Source organism: Acidovorax sp. SRB_14 (assembly GCF_012932145.1).
Taxonomy (GTDB): domain Bacteria; phylum Pseudomonadota; class Gammaproteobacteria; order Burkholderiales; family Burkholderiaceae_C; genus Simplicispira.
On sequence record NZ_MWOK01000028.1, the window covers coordinates 11,687 to 28,565 of the forward strand.

Here is a 16,879-nt window from a genome sequence, read left to right on the forward strand (position 1 = left end):
GGGGTAAGCGCATGCTGCTATCAAATTTGGATTTACTGGCCACCGCTCCGGGCGGCGTGGCGCGCCTGCGCGAACTGATCTTGACCCTGGCCGTGCAAGGCAAGCTGGTGCCGCAGGACGCGGCGGACGAGCCTGCGGGCGTGCTGCTGCAGAAGATTCGGGCGGAGAAGGACCGGCTGATTGCGGAAGGCAAGATCAAGCGGGACAAGCCGTTGGCGGAGATTGCTGAGGAGGAGAAGCCGTTTGAGTTGCCGGATGGGTGGGAGTGGGCACGGCTTGGTCAGATTGCGATGCAAGTCACGGATGGAACGCATCACACGCCGAAGTATTTGCCCAATGGCGTCGCCTTCATATCGGTCAAGGATATTGATGGAAATTCTGTGTCTTTCAACGATTGCAAATTCATCTCGGAAGAAGAGCATCGTCAAATTAATGCGCGGTGCAATCCGGAAAAAGGCGACCTTCTTCTTTGCCGTATCGGAACCTTGGGACGCCCTACGTTGGTTGATACGGACAGGCCATTCAGCTTGTTCGTGAGTGTTGGATTGATAAAGCTGCCCAAGAGCTGCAATCTCAGTACGTATCTTCATCTGGTCATGAGAAGCCCGCTTTTGGCAGCGCAGTACCAAGAGATCAAAGCCGGCGGAAGTCACACAAACAAGCTCAACTTGGGCGATATTCCGCAGCTGCGAATACCAGTTCCTCCCCTCGCCGAACAATCCCGCATCGTCACCCGCGTCGCAGAACTCATGCGCCTGTGCGATGCGCTGGAGGCCAAGGGCCGGTTGGAGGCCGCGCAGCACGCCCAACTGGTCAACACCCTGCTGGGCACGCTCACCGCCAGCGCCACGCCCGAAGAGCTGGCCGACAACTGGCAGCGCGTGGCCCAGCACTTCGACCTGCTGCTGGACCGCCCCGAAGCCATCGACGCCTTGGAGCAAACCCTGCTGCAACTGGCCGTGCGCGGCCTGCTCGTGCCCCAAGACCCCACCGACGAACCCGCCAGCGCTCTGCTGCAAAAAATCCGCGCCAAAAAAGACCGCCTCATCGCCGCAGGCAAGATCAAACGCGACAACCCGCTGCCGCCAATCACTGACGAGGAAAAGGCGTTTGGGTTGCCGAATCAATGGGAGTGGGTACGTTTAATTGACCTGATGCCTGAATTTCAGAATGGGGCATCGAGTCGCGGGGATGCGGGTGGAACACCGATAACAGTGCTCCGCCTTGCGGATATCAAGAGCAAACGCATTTCGCTCGCGGAAACCCGGCAGGTTCCAATCGCGCCCTCCGATATCGCAAAGTACCAACTTGCGGAAGGTGACATATTGATCACTCGTGTGAATGGAAGCGCGGACATTGTTGGGCAATTCAACCTATGCGATAGACCGGTGGAGGCGATCTACTGCGACCACTTCATTCGCATGCGCATTGATCAGCGTTGGGTTGAGCCGAGCTTCTGCGCACTTCTTGGAGAGTGTGCGCTTGTACGAAATGCAATCAAGAATTTGTTCATCTCGACAGCCGGCCAGAAGACCGTCAATCAAGGTCACATAGGTTCGTTGCAATTGCCACTCCCGCCCCTCGCCGAACAATCCCGCATCGTCACCCGCGTCACCGCCCTGCGCCGCCTGTGCGCCGATCTGCGCCAGCGCCTGGCCGAACGCCAATCCGTGCAGGCCCGTCTGGCCGAGGCGCTGCTGGCTTCTGTGGCGTGATAGCCCCATCGCCTTGTCTAAAATTACCACCATGGTAAAAATGTTCGTCGTTTCGGAGTACAGTCTGAATCCTCCCGAGGACGGACAGGGGCGCGTCAAGATCGCCAACGGGCCGCTATACGACTTGGCGCGGGTGCAGCAGTTGGCGCAGGCTGAGCGCCAGCTCAACGCATGGACAGAAAAGTGCCGCAAGGATGTGCGCAAGTGGTTTGACGATGACCTGGAGCGCGTTTCCGATGTGATCTTGGCTTTGAGAGCCGGCGATTACATCGACTCGGAATGGTGCGAAAACGGCAAGGGTGCGATAGCGGCCTGTGATGCCTACCGTGTGAGCGTGACCGAGATCGCCCCCGCCACCGGCAAGCCGGTTCGCATGGAGTATTTTTTGAAGTTTGCAGTGAGCAAGACGGGCGCCTTGGTGCTGATCGTGTCTTGCCATGCTTGAAAGGAGTGCCTCGATGAGCGCACAAGAACTTTGCCCGATTTGCGGTGAGGGCCATGTCACCGCACAGGTGCAGATGGTGGAGAGCGACTACAAGGGCCACAAGGCCGATCTGCCCTTGCATTACAAGCTGTGCGATGCCTGCACCTCTGACTTTGCCGGGGCTGCAGAGAGCAAGCTGAACAAGCGCGTGCTGATGGCGTTTCGCAAACAGGTCGATCAGCTGTTGACCGGCGAAGAGATCACCGCATTGCGCAAGCAATACAAACTCACGCAGGCCCAGGCCGCGCTGCTGTTTGGTGGCGGACCAGTGGCGTTCAGCAAGTACGAAAACGACGATGTTGCGCAGTCCGAATCGATGGACAACTTGCTGCGCCTGGTCCGCCGAAGCCCCGCAGCGTTCTGGGCGCTGGTGGAGGAGAAGGGCATGCAGTCGGAGTTCATTCGACCGCGTGTGTCGGTTCACTCCACGGCGAAAGTGCTGGCGTCGGTGCCCATCTCTGCGAGTCGCACCGATCTGCATTACGACCACCGGCGGACCCGCAGATTTAGTCAGGGAGTCGTGCCATGCCACTGACTACGGCACCTCGCCCTGTGCTGCGCAGCTTTCGGGTGTTGGCCTCCAACGGCCAGAACCGTGGCGAGGCCGTGGGCTCCAAGATGCGGCTTGAAGTGCAGCAAGAGATTGAGTTTGGTTTGGGCGTGCCCGATGTAGAAGGTGCCCCGCTGATGCTGGCCGTGAGGATCAAGTTGGACGCCAAGGCCACCAACGAAAACGACGCCAGCGATGTGCCCGCCTATGCCGGTGAATACGAGGCCCGGTTCTACTACCCCACAGACGTGACCGAGGACACGGTAACGCCGCTCCTGGATGACCATGAATACCAGTACATTCTGGTCGCGCAAGCCTTCCCCCTGGCAATGACCCACTTCCGCCGCGAGCTTCAAGCCATGGGGCTGGATGCGCGGGAGTTGCCGTTGGGCCTGGATCCGGCCAGATAGTCTCTCAGCTGTCGGCTGCTTTTTCGGGGCTACCTTGAATCCACACGGCCCAGTGCGTGCGACTGGGCCCACAGAGCCCTTCACGGAGCTTGCCGTATGACCCGGGCCATTGGCGCTATCACCCCTGCCGCACCGTGTTGCGGTGCCCGCTACGCCTATCCCCGCTACACGTCTATGAACTTCACGGCATGGGCGCACTAGACAGACGGCTGGCGCGACCAGTCACTGATGCCCAATGACGAGGGCCTGCGGCCGTGCGCTTGCGGGCGGTTCTTCCTGCTCAAGGACACGAAGACCATCGAGGAAGGTGACGCCGCTGAGGAGGAAGACCTGCCGTTCACGATGGCGGTGCCGCCCGAGCAATTGCCGGAGTGTTTCAATCAGGCGGTCAGCGCGGAGGTGGAGGTGGCCGCCCGCTTCGGTTACTGGCGGTATTTGAACCACGACTACCGCAGCGCCTATATAAAGCACCGCGATGCCGAGGAGGCCGCCAGCGGGGCGGCATGGCTCACAAACAACCCGGACCAGCACAGGGACCGCCTGCTCCGGCGCCCAGCGCCCCGCTACAGTAGGCCCGAAGGTAGCCCCTTCACCTATCCGCCCTATGAATTCACCCCGGAGAAATTGGCGAACATGGAGCGCATGCCAGTACCGTGCGAGGGGGCCCCTACCTGCACCTGTTGGCCAACTCACGCGATAGCCGCACATGCTCATTGACCATCATGGAAAGCTCGCGCAGCTCTGCCCGGTGGCCGCCCTTCCAGGCATTGCGACTGACCCGCTCCTTGCCCTCCAGAGATCTCGGTCCGGTGGACTTAGCCCACGGTCTCCAGTTTCTGATTAGCTCTGCTTGGCGCTGCCTGCGCTCTAATGTCCAGCCGTTGGCCATGATCTGCCTCCAATAGTTTGTTTGGCTCACTTTGAAAATTTCCCGCGCCCGCCTGGATGCCACCATGCGAAGGTGTATCGGCATAGGTGTTGTTGACCTGTTGCGGCCCGGTGGTCATGTTGGCCTGCTTGATGTAGGGCATGGGGTTCTTCAGCAGCGCCAGTGCTTCAGCCGTCGACCTAGCCTGCGCCTGCGCCTTCAAGGCAAGCCGCATCAGCACCTCGATGCCCTTGAATGTGTCTTGTCTGCGCGACCGCTGCGCCATGTCATTGAATATGGCGTCCAGGGTCATGGCTTGGTTTGCCAGCATTCGCTCGACCCGGCCCAGGTTGCCGGCGACAGCTTCTTCCCCGGCCTTCTTCATTTCTGGCACCAGGTCAGCCACGTCCAAGGCGTCCCCTGCTCCCGAGTAGCTTTTGAGCGTGACCGCCGACAGGGCTGAAGTCGTTGCGAGTTTTGCCAATGTCTGCGATGTGGTGTCTTCACTTTTCACGACCTCAACGGCATCTGGGTGGCGCCTAGGTGGTGGGGCCGGTGCCGTTTTTGCGGTCGATTTTTTCGCTGCCATGCTCATGCTCCTTGGGTTGATTGAATGAGGCCGCGAACCTGCAGCCAGTTCGCCCAGCCGGTGCAGTGGGCGTGAAATTTGGTTTTGGTGGCCATGCTGTCGTTCAGATGTTTTGATACCGTCAGTGGTGAACAGGTAATAGCCCCGTTTCTGGGGTGTTGTTACCGTGTCGTTTCAAGGGGGGCGAGTTGGTTTGTGTCACTTCGCCCCTTCTCCCTCAGTGATGCAGTTGTCTCCCTGCAGATGGCATCTCTAGATGGTTTCCGCGAGACGGTGTACGCGGGACAGTAAAAACACCCCTGATAGCACCGTGAGACGGTGTAGGCGGGGCACTCTCTACACCGGGAGACGGTGCAATAGATGGCCTCTCTACACCGGGAGACGGTCTAAGGGACGCGTTTTTCTGGTACGCCCCGCGCACGAATGTTTCAGCAGCCCCCAGGTCATAGCCCGGGATCTTGTCGAGCGTCCGCCATGTGACTGCATACCAGCTCGCCTTGTTGGGACGGTGGCCTTTGACAGTCTCATGGATGAACCCGGCTTCGATCAGGTCACGCTTGGCCCGTGTAATCACGTCTGCACTTTTCCAGCCGCGTTTGGCAAGGTAGGCAGCAGACGCCAGCAATCGCCCATTGTTGTCTCGCACAAACTGGCGTGCCAGCTCGAAAAGAAGGGCGCGCGCAGGATGGCTCAAACCGGCGTAGGCGGGGCAATCCAGCACACTCCAAGGCAAGGCTATGAACCCGCCTGCGTCGCGCCCCGAATCGCCCTTCTGGCCTCGGTTGCGGCCATTCGCCATTACACAGTACCTTGATGCAAAAGGCCCGCCATCTTGGCGATGTGCTTGCGTTTGCTGTGCTCTGCTACTTTGACAACGTGAAGGGCGTTCTCACGCTTCAATGAACTGGCACGATAAACAGTCATGGCGTGCCCACCGTCAGCGCGAGAACACCTATCAGTGGCTTCAGCGCGGTCTTGATCTGTTGGTGTAGACCGTGCCCGTCCGAGGCCTCTGTGACGGCTTTTGCAGCCATCGCACACCCCACGGCCAGAATGCTTTGCTGCAACTGGCCAGCGGCAGGACGTTGCCCAGGCTGTACGCCAGCAAGCTGGTTCAAAAACTTGTTGGCGTTGATGTGCATGAAGCGCTCATTGGGCGAACCGTTGGCGGCGCGCTTTATGGCGTCGTGCATGGCGTGATAGCTCGGCAGATACTCGGTTGCCCGAACTTCCGCAGCGCGGCGGGCGTCGCGGAACGCCGTCACCATCTTCAACTTCAGGGCGCGCACCCTTGTGCTGTTGCGTGCGTAGGTCAGCAGCAGATATGCCTGATCCTCGTTGAGGAGGGCGAACTTTTCCGACTGCCCACTAGGTAAAGCCTCCGTTTGAAACGGAACCTTCCCGAGTGCCTCGAAGTCGGTTTTGTAGCTCTTCACCAACTCGAACAAGCTCTTATGCTTGTTGCCCAGGTGTTCGGCGAGTAGGCGGGTGTCGGCGCGGGGTTCTGCTTTGATAGTGGTCAGTTCCAGTGCATTGCATGGGATGGTTACAGCGCCTTCCCGCGCTGCGCTCGATACTGCCTTTGTGGTGTCGGGCGTTTTCATTGGTGGGCCTCCCCACGCTGCGTTGCGCAGTGGCCGGCGATCCAGGCGCGCACGTCGCCCACCTTCCAGGCGGTGATGCGCTCGGACAGCTTGATGGGCTTGGGGAAAGTGCCCGCCTTCACCTTGCGCCACAGGGTCGGTGCGCTGAAGGGTAGGGGGGCTGGTGTCTCTGGCCTTTTGGGGCTTTGCACCAGTTGCCATTCACGGAGAAACGCGCTGTCGGGCAGTGAGTCAAAGTTCGCTGCGATTGAGTCGGACGTGGAGTATCCTGCCGTTGCGGCATTTTTTTGCTTTTGCATGGCGTCCCCTTAATTGCCGATGGTGGCGATCAGGGAATCAATCTCGGATGCGCGCCACATGGCTGTGCGCGGGCCTGACTTGATGGGAGCGGGATACTTGCCGCGCTTCATGCCTGCGTACCAGCCGGAGCGGGATACAGGAAAGCGGGCCAGCACTTGCGGCAGGCGTAGCAAGGTTTCGTTCTGATGCGGGATATTGGCCATGATGGGCCCTTTTTAAACAGGGGACAAAGAACCCCCGCTCCCGGCGAGCGGATCACAAACGCAGCATGTGGTTAATCACAGTAGCGCGTGCTTTCCAAAAGCATAGAATCTAAAACTGTCCGCCAAGACAAGTCCTTGATCCTTCGGGATTGGGTACTTAGAGAGCCTCCTTGTGTTCTATGCACTTGGGGGCTTTCGCCTTTTTGTGCTGTTGAATCCAAGTAGGTGCGCCAATGTTAAGGGATGCTGCATCAGGCGCCTCCTTTCAAAAAACTCGCTCTCGGGCGGGTTGCGCCAACGATTTGTTGGTCCCCCAATGTTTTCTCTATAGAGGGCAGGGAGTTTTGTTTCAAAATTTTACATAAACGGCCGCAAAAGGGGTCGTATTGGATGTTTTAGTCGCGCATGGAGTCGTTCTACTGGTTGGCGAAGAGGTGGCAGTCGCCTTCGAGCTGCATTTCATACATGCCCTAGGGAAGGTCTGCACGAATCGTCGAGAGGTGTGCTCATAGCGTTTGAGTGCCGAGAGTCGGCTCGTTCAGCGTCATAACGGCGTATCCGTGCTCTCCAGGAGTTCCTCTTGGCGCCCGACAGGCCCTGCGCCGGGTTGTTGGCGCTCTGCAGACGCACCTATGCCCATGCCACCAGTTGGTGACGCACCATCCACAGGTTCGATAGCGCAAACAGCGTCTTGAGTTGCTCGGTGTTCTTCTTCAGCCCCCGGTAGCGCACCTTCACATGGCCAAACTGGCGCTTGATCACCCGAAACGGGTGCTCCACCTTGGCCCGGATGCTCGCCTTGAGCTTCTCCAACTGGTGCAGCAAGCCCTGTATCGGGTGCCCCTTGTCCAACGCCCGGCGTATGGATGGCTTCATGGCCACATGCCACTCGACGCTGCCTTTCGCATCGGGGCGCTTGTGCACTCCCTGGTAGCCCGCATCGCCAAACGCGTCCGTCTCCTGGCCATGCAGAAGGCTGTTGGCCTCCACCACGTCGGCAACATTGCCTGCCGTGCCCCGTACCGTATGCACAAGCCCTGAATCGGCATCCACCCCAATGTGGGCCTTCATGCCGAAGTCATACTGCTGGCCTTTCTTGCTTTGGTGCATCTCTGGGTCGCGTGTGCCGTCCTTGTTCTTCGTCGAACTCGGCGCGGCAATGAGTGTGGCGTCCACCACGGTGCCAGCTCTCAGCAGCAATCCCTTGGCGGTGAGCAGGTCGTTGACCACAGCCAGGATCTCGCCTGCGAGCTTGTGTTCTTCCAGCCGGTGGCGAAAGCGCAGGATGCTCGTCTCACTGGGCACGGCGTCATCCCAACCGCTCAAGCCTGCGAAGTTGCGAAAAAGCGACACGTCGTGCAAGGCCTCTTCCATCGCCGGATCCGAAAGGTTGAACCACTGTTGAAGGAAATGGATGCGCAGCATGGTCTCGGCTGCAAAGGGTTGCTGGCCGCGCCGGCCGCCCTCGGGCTGGTACGGCTCGACAAGTGCGACCAGGTCCGCCCACGGTACGACCCGATCCATCGAGTCCAGGAACTCCCGCTTACGCGTGCGCTTGCTCGAATGGGGCTGCATCAGACTGGCTTGCTTCATGGGTCGCGATCCTCCTGCCTCCTGCCGCTCAGGGCAAGCACTTCTCACAGGGATTCGTGCAGAGCATCCCTAGGAGTTTTCCTTGTGCTTGTCATGGGGAAAGGCTCTGAATGGCCCTTGTGTTGGCGGACTCCATGGAGTCATGTAACCTTGTCGGTTTTGCCTTGGAGCGAGTATCGCTTGCAGGTATCTCATGCCGCGCCGCGCAGCGCGATCACGTCCGCGCCAATGCGCAGCTTGTCCAGGTAGTCGGCCCAGCGTTGCATCATTTCCCGCCGTGCCGGCAGGTGTGCCGTGCGGTTGTAGGCCCGTCCGTTCACGTCCTTCACCGCGTGTGCCAGTTGGTGCTCTATCAAGTCCACCCGTTCCCCTAGAACCTCATCCATGATGGTGCGCGCCGTGGCGCGGAAGCCGTGGGCGCTGTGCACCTCTTTGGCGTAACCCATGCCGCGCAGGGCAGCATTAATGGTGTTCTCGCTCATGGGCCGCTCGCCGGTGCGCAGGCTGGGAAAAACAAACTTGCCGTGGCCGGTAGCTGGGTGCATACCGTGCAGCAGCGCCAGCGCCTGGGTGGACAAGGGGACGATGTGGTCTGCCTTCATCTTCATCTTGGTGCCAGGAATACGCCACTCTGCCGCCTCCAGGTCAACCTCGGCCCATTCCATGGTGCGTAGTTCTCCGGGGCGTACAAACACCAGCGGAGTGAGTCGCAGTGCCGTCACCACGTTGGGGTGACCGCCGTAGGCGAAGATGGAGCGCATCAAGTCGCCTAACTGCTTTGGCTCGGTGATCGCTGCAAAGTGGTTTGGTGAGGCTTTGGCCAGCGAACCCTTGAGGTCTTGGGTCACGTCACGCTCTGCGGCGCCGATGGCTACGGCATAGCGAAATACCTGCCCGGTCACTTGCTTGACTCGGTGCACGCTGTCGAGCGCTCCGCGCGCCTCCATCTTGCGCAGCGCTGCCAGCACGTCACGCGGCCCGATGGCCGATATGGGTATGTCGCCAATGAAGGGGATCACGTCCTTCTCCAGCCACGAGGTGATTTTGTTCTGCGTGGTGGCCGCTCGCTCGGCTGCTGTCTTGGCCAGCCAGTCACGCGCCACAAGCTCAAACGTGTGCGCCGCCGCAACTGCCTTGGCCCGCCTTTCCTCACGCTTGGCGGTGCTGGGGTCGATCCCGTCCGCCAGCAACTCACGGGCCTTGTCACGTCGCGCCCGGGCTTTGGCCAGTGACACCGCTGGGTACACGCCCAGCGCCAGCGTTTTTTGCTTTCCTGTGAAGCGGTAGCTCATACGCCAGTATTTGCCGACGCCCTTGACGTGGAGATACAGCCCTTGCCCGTCAGTGTGCTTTTCGCCCGCGGCAGACCCGGTAGGTTTGACGTTCTTCACGAAGGTGTCTGTCAGTGCCATCGAGGTGCCCCTTTGTTGGTATCTCTGGCGGTGGTATTTCCAGATACCTGCATAAGTACCAACAAATTGTTGGTATGTCATGGTACTCAACGAGGGGGCGTGAGGCAAAGAAAAACCCGCTACACCTATGAGATGTAGCGGGCTTGATCCGTCTTGATGCTGTCTGAGAGCATGAGATGGTGCCCGGGGCCGGAATCGAACCGGCACTCCTTTCGGAGGGGGATTTTGAGTCCCCTGCGTCTACCAATTTCACCACCCGGGCTGCAATTTGTGGAGTCGCAAATTATGGCACAGTAGGGCGGATGAAATACCCGACGATCGAAGATGCAATTGGCCATACGCCCCTGGTGGCCATGCAGCGCATCGGTGCGCAAGACAACGCGGCGCGCGGCAATGTGGTGCTGGGCAAGCTCGAAGGCAACAACCCGGCGGGGTCGGTGAAGGACCGGCCTGCGCTGGCCATGATCCAGCGTGCCGAGGAGCGCGGCGAGATCCGCCCCGGCGACACGTTGATCGAGGCGACCTCGGGCAACACCGGCATCGCGCTGGCCATGGCGGCGGCCATCAAGGGCTACCGCATGGTGCTGGTGATGCCCGAGGATTTGTCCGTCGAGCGCGCGCAGACCATGAAGGCCTTTGGCGCCGAGCTGCTGCTCACGCCCAAGAGCGGAGGCATGGAATACGCGCGCGACCTGGCCGAGGGCATGCAGAAGCAGGGCAAGGGCCGGGTGCTCGACCAGTTCGCCAATGCCGACAACCCGCGCATCCACTACGAGACCACGGGCCCCGAACTGTGGGAGCAGACGGGCGGGCGCATCACGCACTTCGTCTCGGCCATGGGCACCACGGGCACGATCACCGGCGTGTCGCGCTACCTGAAGGAAAAGAACCCCAACGTGCTGATCATTGGCGCGCAGCCGCAAGAGGGATCGCGCATTCCGGGCATCCGCAAGTGGCCCGAGGCGTATATGCCGGCCATCTACGATCCGCGCGCGGTCGACGAGCTGGTGCTGGTCAGCCAAGACGACGCCGAGGACATGTGCCGGCGCCTGGCGCGCGAAGAGGGGATTTTTGCCGGCATCTCGGCCGCCGGCGCCTGCTGGGTGGCGCAGCAGATCGCCGCGCGCGAGCACGACGCGACCATCGTGTTCGTGGTTTGCGACCGGGGCGACCGCTACCTGTCCACGGGCGTGTTTCCGGCCTGATTCCATTGCGACATCCCCCGTGCGCTGTGTTGGAATGCCGCGCTACTGCACTGTCTGAGGCTGTCCTTGGCGTTCACGCTGGGTGGAACAATGGGATGCAGGAATTTGGGGCAAGTCGGCCTTCAGCGCTTATGGGGTAAGCGCTGGCAGCTATCAAAAGAAGACTTCATGCAGCACGAAACCCGCTTTTGCACGCACTGCGCCACGCCGCTGGCGCGGATCCGCCAGGCCGAGGACGGCGGCGACGTCGAGCGGCTGCGCTGCCCGGCCTGCGGCTGGACGCACTGGAACAACCCGACGCCGGTGCTGGCGGCGATCGTCGAAGTCAATGGCCAGGTGCTGCTGGCGCGCAATGCGGCCTGGCCCGCCAAGATGTTTGCGCTGATCACGGGCTTCATGGAAGCGGGCGAGTCGCCGCAGGACGGCATCGCGCGCGAGGTCAAGGAAGAGACCAACCTCGATGTGCGCTCGGCCACGCTGGTCGGCGCCTATGAGTTCCTGCGCATGAACCAGGTCATCATCGCCTACCACGTGGTGGCCGAGGGCCAGGTCCAGCTCTCGCCCGAGCTGCTGGACTACCGGCTCTACGACTTGCCGGACCTGCGCTGCTGGCCTGCCGGCACCGGCTATGCGCTGGCCGACTGGCTGCGCACGCGCGGCCACGAGCCGGTGTTTTTCACCGAAGAAGAAAATGCAGAGCGGCGCCGCGGACTGGGCCTGCCGCCAAAGGACTGAAAGACCATGGAAATCCACAAGGAAATCGACACCCGCGGGCTCAACTGCCCGCTGCCCATCCTGAAGGCCAAGAAGGCGCTGGCCGACATGGCCAGTGGCCAGCTGCTCAAGGTGCTGTCCACCGACGGCGGTTCGCTGCGCGATTTCCAGGCGTTTGCCAAGCAGACCGGCAACGAGCTGGTCGAGCAGCAGACGCAGGGCGGCGAATTCATCCACGTGCTGCGCCGGCGCTGAGCGGGCGACAGACGAAGCCGGAGGGCCGCAGGCCGAGCACGCCTGCCGTGCGCAGGCTGCCCCCGCCCATGCTGGCTCTTCCAGGGCGCGGGAATTCAGGTCAAATCGGCCTCAAACGCTTATCTGTCAAGCGCTGTCAGCTATTGAAGGGTGAGCGTTTCATGCGTTGCCCACGCTGCGCCTGCGGCGGGAGCCGCAGCCCTGCGCTCACAGCGCCAGCGTTTGCAGGTACGCCCGGAATGCCGATCCCACCTCGGGGTGCTGCAGCGCCAGTTCCACGGTGGCTTCGAGAAAGCCTTCCTTGCTGCCGCAGTCGTAGCGCTTGCCCGCGTACTGGAAGGCGTACACGGCCTCGTGCGCCATCAGGCGGGCGATGGCGTCGGTGAGCTGGATTTCGCCACCGGCGCCCTTGGGCTGGTTGCGGATTTCGCTAAAAATGGCCGGCGTGAGGATGTAGCGCCCGGCCACGCCCATGCGCGAGGGGGCGCTTTCGGGGGAGGGCTTTTCGATGATGCGCTGGAGGCGCATCAGCGGGCCGCCCGCCGGTTCGCCGGCCACGATGCCGTAGCGGTTGACCTGGTCGGCCGGCACCTCCTGCACGGCCAGCATCGAGCGGCCCTGCTGGCGAAACGCCTGCACCATTTGCGCCAGCACGGGCTCGCCGTCGGGCGGGCCCACCATCAGGTCATCGGCCAGCAGCACGGCAAAGGGCTCGTTGCCCACCAGTGGCTCGGCGCACAGCACGGCGTGGCCCAGGCCCAGCGAGCGCGGCTGGCGCACGAAGGCGCAGTCCATGTCGCTCGGTTGCACCGAGCGCACCAGTTCCAACAGCGCATTCTTGCCGGCCGCCTCGAGTTCGTTTTCGAGTTCGTAGGCGGTGTCGAAATGGTCTTCGATGGCGCGCTTGCTGCGGCCCGTGACAAAGATCATGTGGCGGATGCCGGCGGCGTAGGCCTCTTCGACGGCGTACTGGATCAGCGGCTTGTCCACCACCGGCAGCATCTCTTTCGGGGACGCCTTGGTGGCGGGCAGAAAGCGCGTGCCCAGGCCCGCCACGGGGAACACGGCTTTGCGAACAGGGGTATTGGTTGATGGATTCATGTCGGCCTAAAGAAAGGATGGAGTGGTGGTGCGCGGCGGTTTTTCAGCCTAGGCGGGCCAGTTGCTCGCGCAGGCGCTCGAGCGTGGCACCGAAGTCGGCCACGCGCTTCTTTTCCTGCTCGATGACGGCGGCCGGCGCCTTGGCGACAAAGGCCTCGTTGCCCAGCTTGGCGTTTGCCTTGGCAACCTCGCCGTCGATGCGCGCGATTTCCTTGGACAGGCGCGTGCGCTCGGCGGTCACGTCGATCTCCATGTGCAGGCACAGGCGCGCGCCGCCGACCACGGCCACGGGCGCGGCCTGCGCGGCGGCCGCCCAAGCGGCCTCGTCGTCGAACACCCTGACTTCGCTGAGCTTGGCAAGCGCCTGCAGCACCGGCGCGGCGCCGCGCAAAAATTCGCTGTCGCCCACGGCATACAAAGGCAGGCGCGCGGCGGGCGAGACGTTCATCTCGCCGCGCAGCGTGCGGCAGGCGTCGACCAGCGCCTTGAGGCGCGCGACGTGGGCGATTGCCGCCTCGTCGATCTTCTCGGGCTGCGCCTCGGGGTAGCGTGCGATGCTGACCGACGCGCCCGCCAGGCCGGCCACGGGCGCGACCTTTTGCCACAGCTCTTCGGTGATGAACGGGATGATGGGGTGGGCCAGGCGCAGGATGGCTTCGAGCGTGCGGATCAGCGTGCGGCGCGTGGCGCGCTGCTGGGCGGCGTTGCCGGTCTGGATCTGCACCTTGGCGATTTCCAGGTACCAGTCGCAGAACTCGTTCCAGACGAAGTCGTAGACCGTGTTGGCGACGTTGTCGAGCCGGTACTCGGCAAAGCCCTTGGCGACTTCGGCCTCGGTCTTCTGCAGCTGCGAGCTGATCCAGCGGTCGCACTGGCTGAAGTCCAGGTAGCCCTCGAAGGCGCCGCCGGGCTGGCACTGTTCCTTGGTGTGTTCCTGCAGGCCGCAGTCCTGGCCTTCGCAGTTCATCAGCACGAAGCGGCTGGCGTTCCAGAGCTTGTTGCAGAAGTTGCGGTAGCCCTCGCAGCGCTTGCTATCAAAATTGATGCTCCGCCCCAGGCTGGCCAAGGCCGCGAAGGTGAAACGCAGGGCATCTGCGCCATAGGCCGGAATGCCGTCGGGAAATTCCTTTTGCGTGTCCTTGCGCACCTTGGGCGCGGTTTCGGGCTTGCGCAGGCCGGTGGTGCGCTTGCCCAGCAGCGGCTCGAGCGCGATGCCGTCGATCAGGTCGACCGGGTCGAGCACGTTGCCCTCGCTCTTGCTCATCTTCTTGCCCTGCGCGTCGCGCACCAGGCCGTGGATGTAGACATGCCTGAACGGCACGCGGCCCGTGAAGTGCGTGGTCATCATGATCATCCGGGCCACCCAGAAGAAGATGATGTCGTAGCCCGTCACCAGCACGGAGGAGGGCAGGTAGAGGTTGTAGTCGTCGGTGGGCGCGTCGCCCTGGTGGGGCCAGCCCATGGTCGAAAAGGGCACGAGGGCCGACGAGTACCAGGTGTCGAGCACGTCGTCGTCGCGGCGCAGGGTCTTGCCGGGCGCCTGAGCCTGGGCGTCGGCCTCGTTGCGCGCCACGTAGACCTGGCCGTCCTCGTCGTACCAGGCGGGAATCTGGTGGCCCCACCACAGCTGGCGCGAGATGCACCAGTCCTGGATGTTGTTCATCCACTGGTGGTAGGTGTTGACCCAGTTTTCCGGCACGAAGGTGACGGCGCCCGAATCGACCGCGTCGATGGCCTTCTGCGCAATGCTCTTGCCGGTGGGGTCGGAGTCACTGACCTTGCCCATGGCGACGAACCACTGGTCGGTCAGCATGGGCTCGACCACCTGGCCGGTGCGCGTGCAGATCGGCACCATCAGCTTGTGCTTCTTGATCTCGACCATCAGGCCGGCCGCTTCGAGGTCGGCCACGATCGCCTTGCGCGCCACGAAACGGTCCATGCCGCGGTATTTTTCGGGCGCCTCGTCGTTGATGGTGGCCTGCAGCGTCAGCACGCACACCATGGGCAGGTGGTGGCGCTGTCCGACCTGGTAGTCGTTCGGGTCGTGCGCCGGCGTGACCTTCACCACGCCCGTGCCGAATTCCTGGTCCACGTAGTCGTCGGCAATCACCGGAATCTGGCGGTCGCACAGCGGCAGGTTGACCATCTTGCCGATCAGGTGCTGGTAGCGCGCGTCTTCGGGGTGCACCATCACGGCCACGTCACCCAGCATGGTCTCGGGGCGCGTGGTGGCCACCACCAGCTGGCCTGAACCGTCGGAGAGCGGGTAGGCGATGTGCCACAGCGAACCGTCTTTTTCTTCGCTCTCGACTTCGAGGTCCGACACGGCGGACTGCAGCTTCGGGTCCCAGTTGACCAGGCGCTTGCCGCGGTAGATCAGGCCCTGTTCGTAGAGGCGCACAAAGGTCTCGGTCACCACGGTGGACAGTTTGGGGTCCATGGTGAAGTATTCGCGGCTCCAGTCCACGCTGTCGCCCATGCGGCGCATCTGCGTGGTGATGGTGTTGCCGGACTGTTCCTTCCACTCCCACACCTTGGCGACGAAGTTCTTGCGCGCCTCGGGGGGCGTGGCGCCCATGTCGTGGCGGCTGATGCCCAGTTCTTGCAGCTGGCGCTCGACGACGATCTGCGTGGCGATGCCGGCGTGGTCGGTGCCGGGAATCCAGGCGGTATTGAAGCCGCGCATGCGGTGGTAGCGCGTGAGGCTGTCCATGATCGTCTGGTTGAACGCATGGCCCATGTGCAGCGTGCCGGTGACGTTGGGCGGCGGCAGCTGGATCGCGAACGACGGCGCATCGGCCTGCGCCGCGCCGCTGCCGCGCACGCCGGCCGCGCCGTAGCCACGCGCCTCCCACTCGGGGCCCCAGTGGGCTTCGAGCGCGGCGGGCTCGAACGATTTGGACAGGCTGGCAAGGCCGGGTTGGGCAGGGGTGTCGCTCATGGAGGGGGCAATGGCAAATGAAAACGGCATCCCAAAGGATGCCGTGGTGTTGGACGGTGGGCGGGATAGGCTGATTTTAGACCGCCACCGCACCTGGGCGCAGGGCGGCGTGTGCGCGCCCCGGGTCGGATGCGCGCACCAGCTGTGCCGCCACCGCCACCGCAATCACCTCGGGCTCCTTGCCGCTGATGCCGTCGATGCCGATCGGGCAGGCCATGCGCGCGATCGCGGCGGGGTCGATGCCACGCTGCTCGAAGCGGTGCACGAAGCGGTTCCTCTTGGTCTTCGAGCCGATCAGACCGAAGAAGCCAAAGTCGCCGCGCCGCAGGATGGCCTCGCTGATGCGCAGGTCGAGGTCGTGCTGGTGCGTGAGCACCAGGTAATACGCACCGGGCGGTGCGGTGGCGACTTCGGCCTCCACCGCATCGACGCACAGCCTGCGGATGTGCGCGGGCCAGGGGCCGCCCAGTCCATCGAAGCTGGCCGGAAATTCTTCTTCGCGTTCATCGATCCAGTCGACCACGCAGTGCAGCGGGGCGAGCGCCCGCGCGATGGCGCGGCCCACATGGCCGGCGCCGTACAGCTGCAGGTGAAAGCGCGGCGGCACCAGCGGCCAGGCGGACAGCGCCGCGGCGTCGAGCGGGGCAAAGCCCAGCGTCACGGCACCGCCGCAGCATTGGCCGAGCGCGGGGCCCAGCGGGTAGTGCACCGACAGCGGCGGGCGGGCCTGGCCGGCCAGCAGCGCGCGCGCCTGGGCGATGGCCTGGAGCTCCAGGTGGCCGCCACCGATCGTTCCGGCCAGGTCCGACGCGCCCACCAGCATGCGCGTGCCGGCGCCGCGCGGCACCGAGCCGCGCGCGTCGAGCACCTCGACCACGGTGGCGCGCTGCCCGCAGGCCAGCCACGCGGCGGCGGTGTCGCGCAGGCGGTCCATG

17 protein-coding genes and 1 tRNA gene are annotated in these 16,879 nt (G+C 62.8%); 8 read left to right on the plus strand and 10 right to left on the minus strand.

The genetic code is table 11. The features are described 5' to 3' along the window. The first annotated feature begins 11 nt into the window (after positions 1-11). The 5 genes from B2J86_RS16035 to B2J86_RS16055 all read left to right on the plus strand — a co-directional run bounded on the left by B2J86_RS16035 (position 12) and on the right by B2J86_RS16055 (position 3,876). On the plus strand, positions 12-1,715 hold the full coding sequence (locus tag B2J86_RS16035; RefSeq protein WP_173026098.1) for a restriction endonuclease subunit S: 1,704 nt from the start codon (positions 12-14) through the stop codon (positions 1,713-1,715). Between the two features lie 31 nt (positions 1,716-1,746). Continuing rightward, complete coding sequence (locus tag B2J86_RS16040; protein WP_173026099.1) at positions 1,747-2,160, plus strand: hypothetical protein; 414 nt, start codon at positions 1,747-1,749, stop codon at positions 2,158-2,160. 13 nt (positions 2,161-2,173) lie between these two features. Next, the gene (locus B2J86_RS16045; protein WP_173026100.1) at positions 2,174-2,734 is read left to right on the plus strand and encodes a type II toxin-antitoxin system MqsA family antitoxin; all 561 of its coding nucleotides are present in this window, start codon (positions 2,174-2,176) and stop codon (positions 2,732-2,734) included. Further along, the gene (locus tag B2J86_RS16050) at positions 2,725-3,159 is read left to right on the plus strand and encodes a hypothetical protein (protein WP_173026101.1); all 435 of its coding nucleotides are present in this window, start codon (positions 2,725-2,727) and stop codon (positions 3,157-3,159) included. Before B2J86_RS16045 ends, B2J86_RS16050 begins: the two co-directional genes overlap by 10 nt. A 228-nt stretch (positions 3,160-3,387) precedes the next feature. After that, entirely contained in the window at positions 3,388-3,876 is a 489-nt protein-coding gene (locus tag B2J86_RS16055; protein WP_173026102.1) for a hypothetical protein, read from the plus strand. Positions 3,877-3,974: 98 nt separating this feature from the next. Here B2J86_RS16055 and B2J86_RS16060 read toward each other — a convergent pair whose 3' ends face one another. The 7 genes from B2J86_RS16060 to B2J86_RS16090 form a co-directional block, all read right to left on the minus strand. Continuing rightward, positions 3,975-4,616: a hypothetical protein gene (locus tag B2J86_RS16060; protein WP_173026103.1), complete on the minus strand. Its 642-nt coding sequence runs from the start codon at positions 4,614-4,616 to the stop codon at positions 3,975-3,977. Between the two features lie 920 nt (positions 4,617-5,536). Further along, positions 5,537-6,220, minus strand: coding sequence for a Rha family transcriptional regulator (locus tag B2J86_RS16065; protein ID WP_173026104.1), 684 nt, complete (start codon positions 6,218-6,220; stop codon positions 5,537-5,539). Continuing rightward, positions 6,217-6,519 (minus strand): AlpA family transcriptional regulator, encoded by a 303-nt coding sequence (locus B2J86_RS16070; RefSeq protein WP_173026105.1) that lies wholly within the window; start codon positions 6,517-6,519, stop codon positions 6,217-6,219. Before B2J86_RS16070 ends, B2J86_RS16065 begins: the two co-directional genes overlap by 4 nt. Before the next feature lie 9 nt (positions 6,520-6,528). Then, a complete protein-coding gene (locus tag B2J86_RS16075) occupies positions 6,529-6,723 on the minus strand; it encodes an AlpA family transcriptional regulator (RefSeq protein WP_173026106.1) in 195 nt (64 codons plus the stop codon). A gap of 630 nt (positions 6,724-7,353) precedes the next feature. Further along, entirely contained in the window at positions 7,354-8,316 is a 963-nt protein-coding gene (locus B2J86_RS16080) for an IS5 family transposase (protein WP_173026107.1), read from the minus strand. A gap of 191 nt (positions 8,317-8,507) precedes the next feature. Further along, entirely contained in the window at positions 8,508-9,728 is a 1,221-nt protein-coding gene (locus B2J86_RS16085) for an integrase arm-type DNA-binding domain-containing protein (protein WP_173026108.1), read from the minus strand. 177 nt (positions 9,729-9,905) lie between these two features. Then, positions 9,906-9,990, minus strand: a tRNA-Leu gene (locus B2J86_RS16090). A gap of 40 nt (positions 9,991-10,030) precedes the next feature. On the opposite strand from B2J86_RS16090, the gene cysM reads away from it, so the two are divergent. The 3 genes from cysM (at position 10,031) to B2J86_RS16105 (ending at position 11,902) form a co-directional block, all read left to right on the plus strand. Next, the gene (cysM, locus tag B2J86_RS16095) at positions 10,031-10,933 is read left to right on the plus strand and encodes a cysteine synthase CysM (protein ID WP_173026109.1); all 903 of its coding nucleotides are present in this window, start codon (positions 10,031-10,033) and stop codon (positions 10,931-10,933) included. A gap of 168 nt (positions 10,934-11,101) precedes the next feature. After that, positions 11,102-11,668, plus strand: a complete 567-nt coding sequence (locus B2J86_RS16100; RefSeq protein WP_169634042.1) for an NUDIX domain-containing protein — start codon at positions 11,102-11,104, stop codon at positions 11,666-11,668. A 6-nt stretch (positions 11,669-11,674) separates the two neighbouring features. Next, complete coding sequence (locus B2J86_RS16105; RefSeq protein ID WP_169168172.1) at positions 11,675-11,902, plus strand: sulfurtransferase TusA family protein; 228 nt, start codon at positions 11,675-11,677, stop codon at positions 11,900-11,902. A gap of 207 nt (positions 11,903-12,109) precedes the next feature. Here the strand turns inward: B2J86_RS16105 and galU are convergent, their stop codons facing one another. From galU to xdhC, 3 genes are all read right to left on the minus strand, one after another. Further along, the gene (gene galU, locus B2J86_RS16110) at positions 12,110-13,003 is read right to left on the minus strand and encodes a UTP--glucose-1-phosphate uridylyltransferase GalU (RefSeq protein WP_173026110.1); all 894 of its coding nucleotides are present in this window, start codon (positions 13,001-13,003) and stop codon (positions 12,110-12,112) included. 43 nt (positions 13,004-13,046) lie between these two features. Further along, a complete protein-coding gene (locus tag B2J86_RS16115; protein ID WP_173026111.1) occupies positions 13,047-15,944 on the minus strand; it encodes a valine--tRNA ligase in 2,898 nt (965 codons plus the stop codon). Positions 15,945-16,020: 76 nt separating this feature from the next. Beyond that, the gene (gene xdhC, locus B2J86_RS16120) at positions 16,021-16,878 is read right to left on the minus strand and encodes a xanthine dehydrogenase accessory protein XdhC (RefSeq protein WP_173026112.1); all 858 of its coding nucleotides are present in this window, start codon (positions 16,876-16,878) and stop codon (positions 16,021-16,023) included. Position 16,879: the final 1 nt, after the last annotated feature.